The sequence below is a fragment of the Agathobaculum sp. genome (assembly GCF_034098985.1).
In the GTDB taxonomy this organism is placed as follows: domain Bacteria; phylum Bacillota; class Clostridia; order Oscillospirales; family Butyricicoccaceae; genus Agathobaculum.
Window position 1 is genome coordinate 205,563 of the sequence record NZ_JAXEOA010000025.1, and the last position, 12,725, is coordinate 218,287.

The following is a 12,725-nucleotide window of genomic DNA, read 5'->3' on the forward strand; positions in this document are numbered from 1 at the left end:
GTTACACCTTCTTAAACAGGACTGTCGCGTTGTGCCCGCCAAAGCCAAGCGAGTTGGAAATTGCCACGTTCACCGGCATTTTGACCGCCTCGTTGGGCGTAATATCCAGATCGCAGTCCGGGTCGGGCTCTTTATAGCCGATCGTGGGCGGTACGACGCCGTCGCGGATGGCCATGACGCACGCGACCGCTTCCACCGCGGCCGCGCCGCCCAGCAGGTGGCCGGTCATCGACTTGGTCGAGGATACTTTCACCTTGTACGCCGCGTCTCCAAACGCCTTTTTGAGCGCGGTGGTCTCATATTTCTCATTGAGCGGCGTCGAGGTGCCATGCGCGTTGACATAGTCAACGTCCGACGGAGTCAGCCCCGCGTCTGTGATCGCGCCCAGGATGGCGCGGCTCGCCGCCTCGCCCGACGGATCCGGGCTGGTGATATGGTATGCGTCGCCCGACGCACCGTAGCCCGCGACCTCGGCCAGGATCTCCGCGCCGCGCGCCTTGGCATGGCTCAGGCTTTCAAGCACGAGACAGCCCGCGCCCTCACCCATGACGAACCCGCTTCTGCGCGCGTCGAACGGGACGGACGCGCACGCCGGATCGTCGCCCGTATGCACGGCTTTCATATTCTGGAAACCCGCCATCGAGATCGGGATGATGCCGTTTTCCGTGCCGCCGCAGACGACGATGTCCTGATAGCCGTGACGGATGGCGCGCATGGCCTCGCCAATAGCGTGGTTGGCGGTTGCGCAGGCGGAAACGGGGGCGAAATTCTCGCCCTTGAAGCCAAAGCGCATCGAAATATAGGCCGCCGCCATGTTGGCGATCATCTCTGGGATGCACAGCGGGGACACCCGCCCCGGGCCTTTTTCATTGAGCTTGGGAATTTCGATCTCAGTCACGTGCAGGCCGCCCACGCCCGAACCGAAAATCACGCCGGTACGGAATGGGTCAAAATTGCCCTCTTTCAGCCCGGCCTGATCGACCGCCTGCTGCGCCGCCGCGAGCGCGAACTGGCAGTTTTCATCCATGCGGCGCGCCTCGCGCTTTTCAATATACTGCTCCACGTCAAAATCCTTGACCTCGGCGGCAAGCTTGACCTTGAATTCGCTTGCGTCAAACTTGGTGATCGGCCCGATGCCGCACTTGCCGGCCTTGAGCGATTCCCAAAAGGTTTTTACATCGTTGCCGACCGGGGTAACGGCCCCCATGCCGGTGATGACTACTCGTTCCATATATCCCTGTCCCCTTTCCGTCAAATCATGCCGCCGTCGGCGACAATAACCTGACCCGTGATGTAGGAGGCCTCGTCCGACGCGAGGAACGCGACGATGTTCGCAATCTCCTCCGGACGGCCGCAGCGTTTCATTGCAATCTGGCTGAGCATCCCGTTTTTGACCTCTTCAGGCAGCACATCGGTCATATCGCTCTCGATAAAGCCCGGGGCGACCGCGTTTACGCGCACGCCTCTCGCGCCCAATTCCTTGGCGGCCGACTTGGTCAGGCCGATCACGCCCGCTTTGGAGGCCGAATAGTTTGCCTGCCCCGCGTTGCCGGAAATGCCGACCACGCTTGAGAGGTTTACAATACTTCCCGCCTTGGCGCGCATCATCATCGCGCCTACGAGCTGCAGCATGTTGAACGTGCCCTTGAGGTTGGTAGAGATGACCGCTTCGAACTGGTCCGGCTTCATGCGGACGAGCAGGCCGTCGCGCGTGATGCCCGCGTTGTTCACCAGGATGGACGGCACACCCAGCTCTTCCTTAATCTCTTTCATCGCCGCTTCGCACGCGGCGTAATCGGCCACATCCCACTGCTTGGCGACGACCTTGACGCCATGCGCGCGGCACTTTTCCGCGACCGCCGCCGCCTTGTCCACGCTCGACGCGCAGCTGATGACGATATCATGGCCGCGCGCGGCCAGCTTTTCGGCAATGGCCGCGCCGATGCCGCGCGAGCCGCCGGTTACAATTGCAAGTCCCATCGACTGTTTCTCCTTATTCAAAGCGCTTATAAGCGTTTTTCAGCAGTTCCTCGGCTCCCGCGGTCATTTCACGCAGCACCTGCGCGCAGGGGCGAAGTTCACCCAGCATGCCCGCGATCTGGCCGGACATAAACGTGCCTTCCTCATAATTGCCATCCTGCACGGCCTTGCGCAGCGAGCCGGCGGTCGCCGCCTCGATCTCCTCAAGCGACTGCTCGCTCACTTCCTTTTCCAGCTCCAGGCATTTGCGCGTCAGCGGGGTCTTGAGCGCGCGCACCGGATGCCCGGACGGCCGGCCGGTGACGACGGTCGAAATATCGCTCGCCTTGAGGACAAGCTCCTTATATTTATCGGAAATCTGGCATTCGGGCGTCGCCAAAAACACGGTGCCGCACTGCACGCCCTCAGCGCCCAGCAGCAGCGCCGCCGCCATGCCGCGTCCGTCCGCGATGCCGCCCGCGCCGATGACCGGGACATCGACCGCGTCTACCACCTGCGGCAGCAAGCTCATGGTGGTGGCTTCGCCGATGTGGCCGCCGCCCTCCATGCCTTCCGCGATGACCGCGTCCGCGCCCGCGCGCGCCATGCGCTTGGCCAGCGCCACGGAAGCGACGACCGGCATCACCTTGATGCCCGCGTTCTTCCACATTTCCATGTACTTGCCCGGGTTGCCCGCGCCCGTGGTCAGCACCTCGATCTTTTCATCGATGGCAAGCTGCGCGAGATCGTCCGCATTCGGGGAAAGCAGCATGATGTTCATGCCGAGCGGCTTGTCCGTTTTTGAGCGCGCATAGCGGATCTGTTCACGGATATAGTCGACCGGTGCCGCGCCGCCCGCGATAATGCCGAGGCCGCCCGCGGCCGAGACCGACGATGCCAGCACGCCGTCCGCAATCCAGGCCATTGCGCCCTGAACGACCGGGTATTCAATGCCGAGCAGCTTGGTGATTTTGGTATTCATAAAGAAAGCTCCCCCTTATAGTTTTATGACAAACGCGCCGAACGTCAGTCCGCCGCCAAAGCCGGTGCACACGATGGTCTGCCCCTCGTGCAGCATACCCTTTTGCCGCATTTCGTCAAGCGCCAGCGGGATGCTGGCCGACGAGGTGTTGCCGAAGCGGTCGAGGTTGACATAGATCTTTTCCATGGGCAGATTGTATTTCTTGGCGATCACATCGAGGATGCGCAGGTTGGCCTGATGCGGCACCACCCAATCGATGTCCGACGCTTCCAGCCCCGCACGATGCAGCGCCTCGTCGATCGCCTGCGGCACGGCCCACGCCGTGAACCGCACGACCGGTGCGCCCGCCATTTTGAGGAACCGCTTGGACTGGTCGTAGGATCGGTCGGCCTTTAGCGGGTCTTCCTCGAGCGGCAGCGCTTCCATATACAAGTATTCCGCGCCCGAACCGTCCGACGAGGTATACGAGGACAGGATGCCTTTATCCGTTTCCTCGGTCGCGGCATAGACAACCGCGCCCGCACCGTCACCCAACAGCACGCAAGTGCCGCGGTCAGTATAGTCGGTCACGCGGGAAAGCGTTTCCGCCGAAATGACGAGCACGGTCTTCGCCTTGCCGCATTTGATAAAGCTGTCCGCCACGTCGGACGCATATACAAAGCCCGAGCAGCAGGTGTTGAGATCCATCGCCGCACACTTCGCGCCCAGTTTTTCCTGGATGACGCTCGCCTCGATCGGCGAATAGAAATCCGGCGAGCAGGTGGTGACGATGATCATATCGAGCTTGTCCGCCGTAATGCCCGCGTTTTGAAGCGCGCGCTCTGCGGCCTTGAAGCCAAGTTCCCATGTGCGCATGCCCTTGGCGATATGCCGCTCCCGGATACCCGTGCGCTTGACGATCCACTCGTCGTTCGTGTCGACAAGCTGCTCCAGCATATCGTTGGTCAGCACAAAATCCGGCACATATGAGCCGATTCCAATCAGTTTACTGTTGATGATAGCCACGCTCCTCAAAATTGAAATCGCTCTCCCAAATCCGTGGAAAAGCGACAATAGTTTGATTGACAAAGTAATCCTTATCTATTATAATAAAAGGAAATGAAATTGTCAACCTTTTCCCAAAGGTTGGCGCGTTTGGAGGCGCGAAAACGATGGAATACGGCTTTGCATTTTTCCCCGGCCAAGGTGCGCAGTCGCCGGGCATGGGCAAGGAGCTTTTTGAAAACAGCGCGGCGGCGAAAGCAGTGTTTGAAGAAGCCAGCGAGGGCGCGGGGATGGACGTTGCGGGGCTCTGCTTCGAGAGCGATAAGGACACGCTCTCCCGCACGGAAAACAGCCAGATCGCCATTTTCACGCACTCGATGGCCGCACTCGCCGCGCTGCGCGAGGCAGGCGTGACGTTCAAGGCCTGCGCGGGCTTTTCGCTCGGCGAATACACGGCTCTTGCGGCGGCTGGCGTGGTTTCGCTTGCGGACGGCGTGAAGATCGTCTCCATGCGCGGCAAGCTGATGCAGCAGGCCGCCGATTCCATCGACGGCGGTATGGCCGCCGTGCTCGGGCTGGACGACGCGCTGGTCGAGCAGGCGTGCGCCAAGGTGACGGACGGCATCGTGCTTCCGGTCAACTACAACTGCCCCGGCCAGCTCGTCATCGCGGGCGAGCGGGGGGCGCTTGAGCAGGCCATTGAAAACTGCAAAGCCGCGGGCGCGCGCCGCGCGGTCCCGCTCGCGGTGTCCGGCGCGTTCCACACGCCGCTGATGGCAAAGGCCGCGGCCGAGCTTCGCGCGTTCGTATCCGATTTCACGTTCTCCGCGCCCACAATGGATATTTACTCCAATCTGGACGGTCAGGTGCTTCGCACGGACGACATGCCCGCGCATCTGGAAAAACACATGGTCTCCCCCGTGCGCTGGAAAGCGCTCGTGGCGCATGGCATGGCGGCCGGACTCGCGACCGCGTGCGAGGTTGGCCCCGGAAAAACGCTCACCGGCTTTGCCGGCAAGATCAGCAAGGAACTGGTCTGCAAGCCGGTTTCAGACATGGCGGGCGTCGAGGCTGCCGCGGAATAACAAAGAGAAAGCGCCGTGCGTTTGCACGGCGCTTTGCTATTTTGCGAACAAATCATTATACGTGATGCCGAACACCTCGACCAAGCAGTCCAGTTCAAAAACCGAAACCGTCCGGTAGCCAATCTCCATCTTAGCGACCGCCTCCCGGGTCAGGTCACAGCCATACAGCTGAAGCTGTGCAGCTAAGTCTGCCTGTGACCAATTATTTTTTAAACGGTACTCCGCAATTTTTTCCCCGATGTGACGGGTATTCGGTGTTACTCTCTTCATGCGTTGCTCCATATATAGAACTTTAACTTGATTATAGGAGTATCGCCATGTTATACTTGTACCATACACAGAACAACAAGGAGAAAGCGCCATGGATTATGAAAACCTCTACAAACAACTGCTGGCCGACGTGGACCGGCTGGAAAAAGACGTGCAGCGTCAAATCGACGGCGTGCTTTCCCGAAATGAACTGCGCTATTCCCGTATGCTGATGGAGAGCGATGAAGAAAAGCAGACAAAACAGTAAAAGGGCGCCAGCGAAACGTCCTTTCAGCCAAAAACGCTCCGGGGGCAAACCCGGAGCGTTTTTTATTTATCTATTGCTCACGCCGCCTTATCGAGGATTTGCGTCATCAGGCGGTAGACCGTCATAAACGACTGCTGGCGCGTGTAGGTTTCCTTGGGCGAAAACTTGTTTGCGCCCGTGCCCTTCATCACGTCGAGCGCCGCCATGACCTGAATGGCTTCCTTGGCGTAGCCTGAGAAAGCCGCGCCGTCGTCAAACTGTACGTTCGCCGCGGCGATTTTATCGCCCCAGCCCTCCATCGCGTCCGCCTTAATGGCGGTCGCCGCGCGAAGCAGCATGGTCGCCGCGTCTTGGCGGCTGATAGTCGCATATGGCTCAAACTTGCCGTTGCCGGTGCCTTTCAGGATGCCCAGCGCGTTCGCCGCGATCACGGCAGTGCTTCTGGTATCGGTAAACGGCGCCGCTTTTTCGAGCGTGTCCAGATCCTTGCCCGTCGCATCCTTGACCAATGTTTCCAGATCCTTTTCTGTGATTGTGGTCGCGACCTCGGTCAGCAGCAGCGCGAAATCCGCGCGCGTGATGTTTGAACGGTACTGGTTTTGCAGGCTGTTGGGAACCAGTCCGGCTTCGATGGCTTTGCACACCTCGTCGTATGCCCATTTATCCATCGCGCTCTCATCGGGCAAATCGAGGTGGAATGTCAGCTTGGAAAAGCCCCATTTCCCGCTTTCTTTGACCGCAATAATGTCGCCGACCGCGATCAGCGTACCAATCTCGTCCGAACCCTCTTCGTAGTCCGGGAAATAGACCTCGCGCGCCAGGTTTTGCGTTCCCTCGATTGCGGGCAGCACGCCGTTCTTGGGCACGTTCTGCACGCAGTAGGCTTTCCCGTCCGCCGCAACATAGACCGGGGCCACGCCGTCGCTCATCATCGAGGCCGCGTCCGCCTTGGAGACCGCGCCGCCCGCGACCGCGCCGATTGAATACCGCTTGCCTGTCAGGTCGATATAGAAAAACGCGCCGTCCTTTTTCACTGCGCTCATGCCCTCGGAAAAGCTGTTCATCGCCTCATACTGCAGCGGAATGACGACATTGCCGTTTTTATCGACAGCGCCCCATCTGCCAGTGCTGTCCTGCACCGTCCACAGGCCGTCGCAGAAAAATCTGCCGCTCATCATATAGCGGAAGTTGTCGTAAACAGGCTGGATGACCCAGTTACCGCTCATGTCCATCGCACCAAAGCCGCCGACCCATTCCCAGTTATCATCGTAGCCGCCCTTGCAGGCGACAATGCGGTCCTGCTCCGGCGCATAGACCCTTGTGATATGGCTTTCGCTGTAACGCGGGAACTTGCGGGTGATGTTGCCGTTTTTATCCATATAGAACGCCTGTCCGCCGTCTTCCACCGCGCTGCCGCCATACATCGGGATCACGCCGCCGACACACGGGCCGGTCATCTCGTAATAATCGATATCCTGATCGTCCAGCGCGCCCTTGACTTTGATCTCGTTTCCGTCCGTGTCAAAAGGCGTGCCGTTGACATTGAGCACCCCGTTCTGGCAGAACCATGTATAGCCCGCCGACTCGATCGTCGTACCTACGATAGGCTCAGCCTCATACTCCATCGGCGACGCGCCCGACCACGGATCGTCCCGCACCAGCGTCTTGGCCGTGCCGTTTTCGCTGAGCAGGTACAATTCATAATAGTCCGCCGTGCTTTCAAATTCCGTGCCCTCGTCATAAGTCACCGTCTTGAGCAAACCGACGACCGCGACCCCCTCGCTGAACTGGCCCGCCCAATCATATAATCCGTTGCTGTCAACCTCACCCAAACTTGTGCGTTATATACAAAAAGGAAGCCCAAAGGCTTCCTTTTTGCTGTTTGTCCCAATTCTTAAAACACCGGCACGACCGCGCCCTGATACGTCTCATCAATGAACTGCTTGACCGTATCCGAATGCAGCGCGTCCACCAGCGCCTTAATTTTATCCGAACCTTCTTCGCCCTCGCGGCACGCGATGACGTTGACGTACACCGCGCCGTACTGCTCGGACTCGGCCGCGACCGCATCATCGTTTACGTTCAGGTCAAACTGCAGCGCGTAGTTGCCGTTGATGACCGCCATATCGACATCCTGCAGCGAGCGCGGGATCTGCTCGGCGGCCAGCTCGTTGATGGTCAGGTTTTTCGGGTTCTCCACAATGTCCAGCACGGTCGCGGACTTGGTCGCGTCGATGCCGTCCTTGAGCTTGATCAGCCCCTGGTCCTGCAATAGCAGAAGCGCGCGGGTCTCGTTGGTATCGTCGTTCGGTACGGCGATCGTGCCGCCGTCCGGAATCGCGTCAAGCGTCTTGGTCTTTCCGGGATATAGGCCGTACGGCTCGTAGTGCATATCAGCGGCGCTCGCCAGCTTATAGCCCTCTTCCTCGCATTTTTTCTTTAGATACGGCTCGTGCTGGAAGTAGTTTGCGTCCAGTTCGCCGTCGTTCAGCGCGACGTTAGGCTGGATATAATCGGTAAACTCAATGACCTGCAAATCATAGCCCTTTTCCGCGAGGATATCCTTCGCGGCGTTTAAAATTTCGGCATGCGGCGTGGGCGACGCGCCCACCTTGATGGTCTCAAGATCCTTGCCGGCGGCCTGATCGTTTCCGCTGCCGCAGGCGGCGAGCGCGGACAGGCATAAAGCGCCTGCCAAAACAAGTGCGAGTTTCTTCTTCATGTGTCTTCTCTCCTTTATCTTCTCAAAAGTATTAACGGTTTCGTTTGTCCAGCTTTTTGGACAGCCACAGGCCGATGGTCTGGAAAACCTGCACGATGATGACAAGCAAGATAACCGTGACGATCATCGGCGGGGTCTGGTTGCGGTTATAGCCGTAGTTTTGCGCAATCGCGCCGAGGCCGCCGCCGCCGATAAACCCGGCCATGGCCGAATAGCCTAAAATGGTGACGATGGAGATCGCCGCGCCGACCAACAGCGAGGGCTTAGCCTCGGGCACGAGCACCTTGGTGACAATCTGCCACGGGCTCGCCCCCATGGACTGCGCAGCCTCGATCACGCCGAAGCCGACCTCCTTGATCGAACTTTCCACCATGCGCGCGATATAGGGCGCGGCCGCGATGGTCAGCGGGACGATGGTTGCGCCCGTGCCGATCGTCGTACCGATGATGGCCCGCGTGACCGGCATGAACAGCACGGCTAAAATTAAAAACGGGATCGACCGCAGGATGTTGACGACCGTACCCACGACCGTGTTCAGCGCGGGCATCGGACGCACGCCGCCTTTATCCGTCACAACGAGCAGCAGGCCGAGCGGCAGGCCGATCACATAGGAGGCGATGGTCGAAACCAGGACCATATACAGCGTTTCCAGAATGCCCTGCCCAATCAGGCCCCAAAGTTCAGGTGAAATCATGCGCGTCCCCCTCCTCTACATGCACGTTCTGCGTCTCGAGATAGGCCAGCGCGCGTTTGGCGGCGCGCTCGTCGTCCGGCAGCTGGAGAATCATCTGGCCATAGGCCTTGCCGTCGATATCCTTAGTGTCGGCAAACATGATGTTGACCGGCGCCTTGCACTCGAGCACCATATTGGAGACGACCGGCTCAAACGACGAATTGCCGTCGAACACGATGCGGCAGTAGCGCTTGCCTGTGGCAAGACGGTTCCGCTCGCCGTCCGGATAGATGAGCTGCTTTGCCATCGCGGACTGCGGCCGGGTGAACACCTGATCGACCGTGCCGACCTCTGCGATATGGCTCGCGTCAATGATGGCCACACGCTGGCATATTTCCTCAATGACCGCCATTTCGTGCGTGATGATGACAACCGTGATGCCCAGCGTTTTGTTGATCTCCTTTAAAAGCGAGAGGATCGACCGCGTGGTTGTCGGGTCGAGCGCCGAGGTCGCCTCGTCGCACAGCAGGATGCCCGGATTGGTTGCGAGCGCGCGGGCGATCGCCACGCGCTGCTGCTGTCCGCCCGACATCTGCGATGGGTATGCGTTCGCCCGTTCGGTCAGCCCGACGATCTCGAGCAGCTCCCTTGCGCGCTTTTCCGCCTCCGCTTTGGGCGTTCCCGCGATCTCGAGCGGAAAGCAGATGTTTTGCAGCGCGGTGCGCTGCTGCAACAGGTTGAACTGCTGGAATATCATGCCCATTTTGCGGCGCGCGGCCAGCAGTTCCCGTTTGGACAGCTTTCCAAGCTCTTGCCCATCCACCTCGACCGTGCCCTCGGTCGGCTCCTCCAGAAAATTGATGCAGCGAACGAGTGTCGATTTGCCCGCGCCCGAAAGCCCGATGATGCCGAACACCTCGCCCCGGCGGATGTCCAGATCGATGCCGTCCAGCGCGACCACCGTGCCCGCTTTGCCGCGGAACGTTTTGTTCAGGCCCCGGATACGAACGATCACGTCCTGTTCCAAATCGCTTCCCCCTTTGTTCAAAATAAAAGCGGAAAGCGTATGTTCGCTTTCCGCTCGTCTTATTTGCAAAATCCCGAAAAACCGCATGGAAAGCGGCCCGTCGGCTCACAAGGGACACATTCGTCCCGTTGCGGCAGCAAAACGAGCAAAACCATGGTACATTCGCATCAGCTTGGTCATGATGGTTTTCCTCCTTTTCCTACGATTTCGATAGTATATCGCTTATGTGGTTTTTAGTTTAGACCACTCACGCAAATTTGTCAAGCGCTTTTTTATTTTTCCTTGATCAGCGTATTAAGCTCTTCCATAAAGGTGTTAATATCCTTAAACTGGCGGTAGACCGAAGCAAAGCGCACATAGGCCACTTCATCCACCTCGCGGAGCTGATCCATGACAAGCTCACCGATCTTTTTGGACGAAACTTCGCTTTCGAGCGTGCCGAACACCTGCTGTTCGACCGCGTCCACGATCTGCTCCAGCTGCATCAGGGACACGGGACGCTTTTCACAGGCTTTCATCAGGCCGTTCAAAAGCTTCTGGCGATCGTAAGCCTGGCGGGTGCCGTCCCGCTTGATGAGCATGAGCGGGATACGCTCGACGGTTTCATACGTGGTGAATCGCTTGAGGCACTTGAGGCATTCGCGCCGGCGACGGATGCTTGTTCCCTCATCGGTCGGACGGGAGTCGACGACCTTGCTGTCTCCGTAGCCGCAAAACGGACATTTCATAGAGGTTCTCCCTTGCAATCCTATAATATTGTGTTTAACTTTGTTAAGTATACCACATGTTGTCACATAAAGTCAACCATCCGTCACACGGGTACGAAATGCCGCAAATGGGCAACCGCCCGCGCCATCTCGTCCACCGTTGTGAAATTGGAGCGGTAGACCTCAATAAGCGTATGGCCATTATAGCCAAGGCTGCGCAGACGGTGGAAAAAGTCCGCATAATCCATTTCGCCCGCGCCGGGCAGCAGACAGCTCTGGCCATGGCCGAAGTCGTTGATGTGGACGTTCACAAGGCGGTCGCCCATCACGTCTACAAACTCGCGCCAATCCCGTCGCGCGCGGAACGCCTGCTTGATATCAAGCGTATAGCGCAGCTCGGGGACGTTCTCGTATAGGGCGCGCACAAACGCCGGGTCGTTCGAGCGGCACCACGCCACGTTTTCCTGCGCGAGCGTGACCCCACAGGCAGCGGCCAGCGCGCACAGCTTATGATACTGCTCGCATTTACGTTGAAAGCGCGCTTCATCGTCCGCGCGCCCCATGTCGCGCTCTCCATGAAAGGTCAGAAAGCGCGCGCCCAACTCGGCCGCAGCCTCAAAATATCGCCGGTACTGCTGCATACCGTCCTCGGTGCGGCGCTGGTAGTCGGAAAACAGCATCATCCCTTCCATCAGCGAGGTATAGGGATGCACTGAAACAATGTCCAGCCCGCACCGGCGCGCTTCCGCGGCAAGATCCGCGGTAAATGTGGACGAAAACTCGCTTTCCGTATTAAAAAACACCTCTACCGCATGTACGCCCAATCCGGCCAGCACGGGCAGGATCTCCTCCAGCGGCTGCGGGTAAAAGCAGGCGGTCGAAATTCCAAGACGCATCAAAACGTCCCTCCAATCCAAAAAAACGAGGATGCCACAGCATCCTCGTTTATTATACCACGGTTTCCCGCGCATGGAACAGAAAAACGGCGGTTACCCGCCGTTTTTCATAAATTATACGCGCTTTTTGCGGAACTTCTTGCGGAAGAACGCCCACAGGGACGCCGACAGGAAGATCGAGGAATACGCGCCCGCCAAAATGCCAATGATCAGCGGCAGCGTGAACTCCTTGAGCGACGAAACGCCCAGAATGAAAATCATGCCTACGGTGAACAGTGTGGTCAGCGTGGTGTTGATAGTACGGCCCATCGTCTGCCAGACGCTGCGCTCGGCCACTTCCTCAAACGGCTCTTTGCGCGCGGTGCGCAGGTTTTCGCGGATACGGTCAAACACGATGATCGACGCGTTGATCGAATAACCGAGAATGGTCAGCGCGGCCGCGATAAAGTTTTGGTTGAGCGGAAGCTGGAAAATCACATACACGCTCAGCATGATGAGCAGATCGTGCACCAGGCAGCAGACAGCCGCGAGGCCAGAGGTCAGCTCAAAGCGGATCGTGATATAAATGAGCATCAGGATAATCGCAACGATCGCACAGACAAACGCGGCGGTCTTCAGGTCGTTGCCGACCGAAGCCGAAACGTCCTCGCTGTTGTAAAGGTCGTCGTCAGTCAGGCTGTACTTGTCCTGCATGGCCTTGATGACCTTGGCGCGGGTCTCCGAATCGATCGATGTCGAGCGGATGATCACCTGCTCGTTCTTGTCGCCCGAGGACGTGACCGAAGAGGGGTCGACGCCCGTGGTGTCCTTAAACAGCGTGTCGATCTCGTTGGTCAGATCCTGCGTGACCTGCTGCTTCATATTAAATTCCATCTCGGTGCCGCCGGCAAAGTCGATGTCCAGATTGAACAGCTGCTGTCCGAACGGCAGTGCCAGCAGGCCGACCAGACCGGTCGCGCACAGCAGGATGGAGATGATGCCGAAAATCTTAAAGTTTTTCAAAATGGGAAACTTGGCTTTCATGAATATCTCCTCCTTGTATTATAGAGTAGTAGTTATTAAAGCCCCTCTCCAAGGGCTGTGCTACACTGTAAGGGATGCTGTGGATTGGTTGCACCCTCCTACCACAAGATGGTTCAAGAAAGGTTCCAACCACAGCCCTTTGCAGTTTTG

General features: G+C 58.4%; 15 protein-coding genes. 2 read left to right on the forward strand and 13 right to left on the reverse strand.

Features of this window, described 5'->3' with window-relative positions:
- Position 1: 1 nt before the first annotated feature.
- The 4 genes from fabF to SO058_RS09340 are packed head-to-tail and all read right to left on the reverse strand — an operon-like array spanning position 2 to position 3,946.
- Positions 2-1,231 (reverse strand): beta-ketoacyl-ACP synthase II, encoded by a 1,230-nt coding sequence (fabF, locus tag SO058_RS09325; protein WP_320842723.1) that lies wholly within the window; start codon positions 1,229-1,231, stop codon positions 2-4.
- Positions 1,232-1,251: 20 nt separating this feature from the next.
- The gene (gene fabG, locus SO058_RS09330) at positions 1,252-1,980 is read right to left on the reverse strand and encodes a 3-oxoacyl-[acyl-carrier-protein] reductase (RefSeq protein ID WP_320842724.1); all 729 of its coding nucleotides are present in this window, start codon (positions 1,978-1,980) and stop codon (positions 1,252-1,254) included.
- A gap of 13 nt (positions 1,981-1,993) precedes the next feature.
- On the reverse strand, positions 1,994-2,941 hold the full coding sequence (locus tag SO058_RS09335) for a nitronate monooxygenase (RefSeq protein ID WP_320842725.1): 948 nt from the start codon (positions 2,939-2,941) through the stop codon (positions 1,994-1,996).
- Between the two features lie 15 nt (positions 2,942-2,956).
- Positions 2,957-3,946, reverse strand: coding sequence for a beta-ketoacyl-ACP synthase III (locus SO058_RS09340; RefSeq protein ID WP_320842726.1), 990 nt, complete (start codon positions 3,944-3,946; stop codon positions 2,957-2,959).
- A 146-nt stretch (positions 3,947-4,092) separates the two neighbouring features.
- Between SO058_RS09340 and fabD the strand changes: the two genes are divergently transcribed.
- Positions 4,093-5,010, forward strand: coding sequence for an ACP S-malonyltransferase (gene fabD, locus SO058_RS09345; protein ID WP_320842727.1), 918 nt, complete (start codon positions 4,093-4,095; stop codon positions 5,008-5,010).
- A 36-nt stretch (positions 5,011-5,046) separates the two neighbouring features.
- On the opposite strand, the gene SO058_RS09350 is transcribed toward fabD, so the two are convergent.
- A complete protein-coding gene (locus SO058_RS09350) occupies positions 5,047-5,280 on the reverse strand; it encodes a helix-turn-helix domain-containing protein (protein ID WP_320842728.1) in 234 nt (77 codons plus the stop codon).
- A 91-nt stretch (positions 5,281-5,371) separates the two neighbouring features.
- On the opposite strand from SO058_RS09350, the gene SO058_RS09355 reads away from it, so the two are divergent.
- Positions 5,372-5,527 (forward strand): hypothetical protein, encoded by a 156-nt coding sequence (locus tag SO058_RS09355; RefSeq protein WP_320842729.1) that lies wholly within the window; start codon positions 5,372-5,374, stop codon positions 5,525-5,527.
- A gap of 77 nt (positions 5,528-5,604) precedes the next feature.
- Here the strand turns inward: SO058_RS09355 and SO058_RS09360 are convergent, their stop codons facing one another.
- The 8 genes from SO058_RS09360 to SO058_RS09395 form a co-directional block, all read right to left on the reverse strand.
- A complete protein-coding gene (locus SO058_RS09360; protein ID WP_320842730.1) occupies positions 5,605-7,359 on the reverse strand; it encodes a WG repeat-containing protein in 1,755 nt (584 codons plus the stop codon).
- A gap of 62 nt (positions 7,360-7,421) precedes the next feature.
- Positions 7,422-8,249 carry a MetQ/NlpA family ABC transporter substrate-binding protein gene (locus tag SO058_RS09365; protein WP_320842731.1) on the reverse strand — a complete coding sequence of 276 codons (828 nt, stop codon included), beginning with the start codon at positions 8,247-8,249 and terminating at the stop codon, positions 7,422-7,424.
- A 31-nt stretch (positions 8,250-8,280) separates the two neighbouring features.
- Complete coding sequence (locus tag SO058_RS09370; RefSeq protein WP_320842732.1) at positions 8,281-8,943, reverse strand: methionine ABC transporter permease; 663 nt, start codon at positions 8,941-8,943, stop codon at positions 8,281-8,283.
- The gene (locus SO058_RS09375) at positions 8,930-9,949 is read right to left on the reverse strand and encodes a methionine ABC transporter ATP-binding protein (RefSeq protein WP_320842733.1); all 1,020 of its coding nucleotides are present in this window, start codon (positions 9,947-9,949) and stop codon (positions 8,930-8,932) included. Before SO058_RS09375 ends, SO058_RS09370 begins: the two co-directional genes overlap by 14 nt.
- 272 nt (positions 9,950-10,221) lie before the next feature.
- Positions 10,222-10,677, reverse strand: a complete 456-nt coding sequence (gene nrdR / locus SO058_RS09380) for a transcriptional regulator NrdR (protein WP_320842734.1) — start codon at positions 10,675-10,677, stop codon at positions 10,222-10,224.
- A gap of 83 nt (positions 10,678-10,760) precedes the next feature.
- Positions 10,761-11,552: a sugar phosphate isomerase/epimerase family protein gene (locus SO058_RS09385; RefSeq protein WP_320842735.1), complete on the reverse strand. Its 792-nt coding sequence runs from the start codon at positions 11,550-11,552 to the stop codon at positions 10,761-10,763.
- Between the two features lie 114 nt (positions 11,553-11,666).
- The gene (secF, locus tag SO058_RS09390) at positions 11,667-12,575 is read right to left on the reverse strand and encodes a protein translocase subunit SecF (RefSeq protein WP_320842736.1); all 909 of its coding nucleotides are present in this window, start codon (positions 12,573-12,575) and stop codon (positions 11,667-11,669) included.
- The coding region (locus tag SO058_RS09395; protein WP_320842737.1) for a hypothetical protein at positions 12,541-12,725 on the reverse strand (185 nt) is incomplete at its 5' end. The genes secF and SO058_RS09395, both read right to left, overlap by 35 nt.

Coding starts and splice junctions, on each gene's coding strand:
- SO058_RS09385 (WP_320842735.1), bottom strand. CDS start 11,552: ATGCGTCTTGGAATTTCGACCGCCTGCTTTTACCCGCAGCCGCTGGAG.
- SO058_RS09335 (WP_320842725.1), bottom strand. CDS start 2,941: ATGAATACCAAAATCACCAAGCTGCTCGGCATTGAATACCCGGTCGTT.
- fabF (WP_320842723.1), bottom strand. CDS start 1,231: ATGGAACGAGTAGTCATCACCGGCATGGGGGCCGTTACCCCGGTCGGC.
- SO058_RS09350 (WP_320842728.1), bottom strand. CDS start 5,280: ATGAAGAGAGTAACACCGAATACCCGTCACATCGGGGAAAAAATTGCG.
- secF (WP_320842736.1), bottom strand. CDS start 12,575: ATGAAAGCCAAGTTTCCCATTTTGAAAAACTTTAAGATTTTCGGCATC.
- SO058_RS09355 (WP_320842729.1), top strand. CDS start 5,372: ATGGATTATGAAAACCTCTACAAACAACTGCTGGCCGACGTGGACCGG.
- nrdR (WP_320842734.1), bottom strand. CDS start 10,677: ATGAAATGTCCGTTTTGCGGCTACGGAGACAGCAAGGTCGTCGACTCC.
- SO058_RS09365 (WP_320842731.1), bottom strand. CDS start 8,249: ATGAAGAAGAAACTCGCACTTGTTTTGGCAGGCGCTTTATGCCTGTCC.
- SO058_RS09370 (WP_320842732.1), bottom strand. CDS start 8,943: ATGATTTCACCTGAACTTTGGGGCCTGATTGGGCAGGGCATTCTGGAA.
- fabD (WP_320842727.1), top strand. CDS start 4,093: ATGGAATACGGCTTTGCATTTTTCCCCGGCCAAGGTGCGCAGTCGCCG.
- fabG (WP_320842724.1), bottom strand. CDS start 1,980: ATGGGACTTGCAATTGTAACCGGCGGCTCGCGCGGCATCGGCGCGGCC.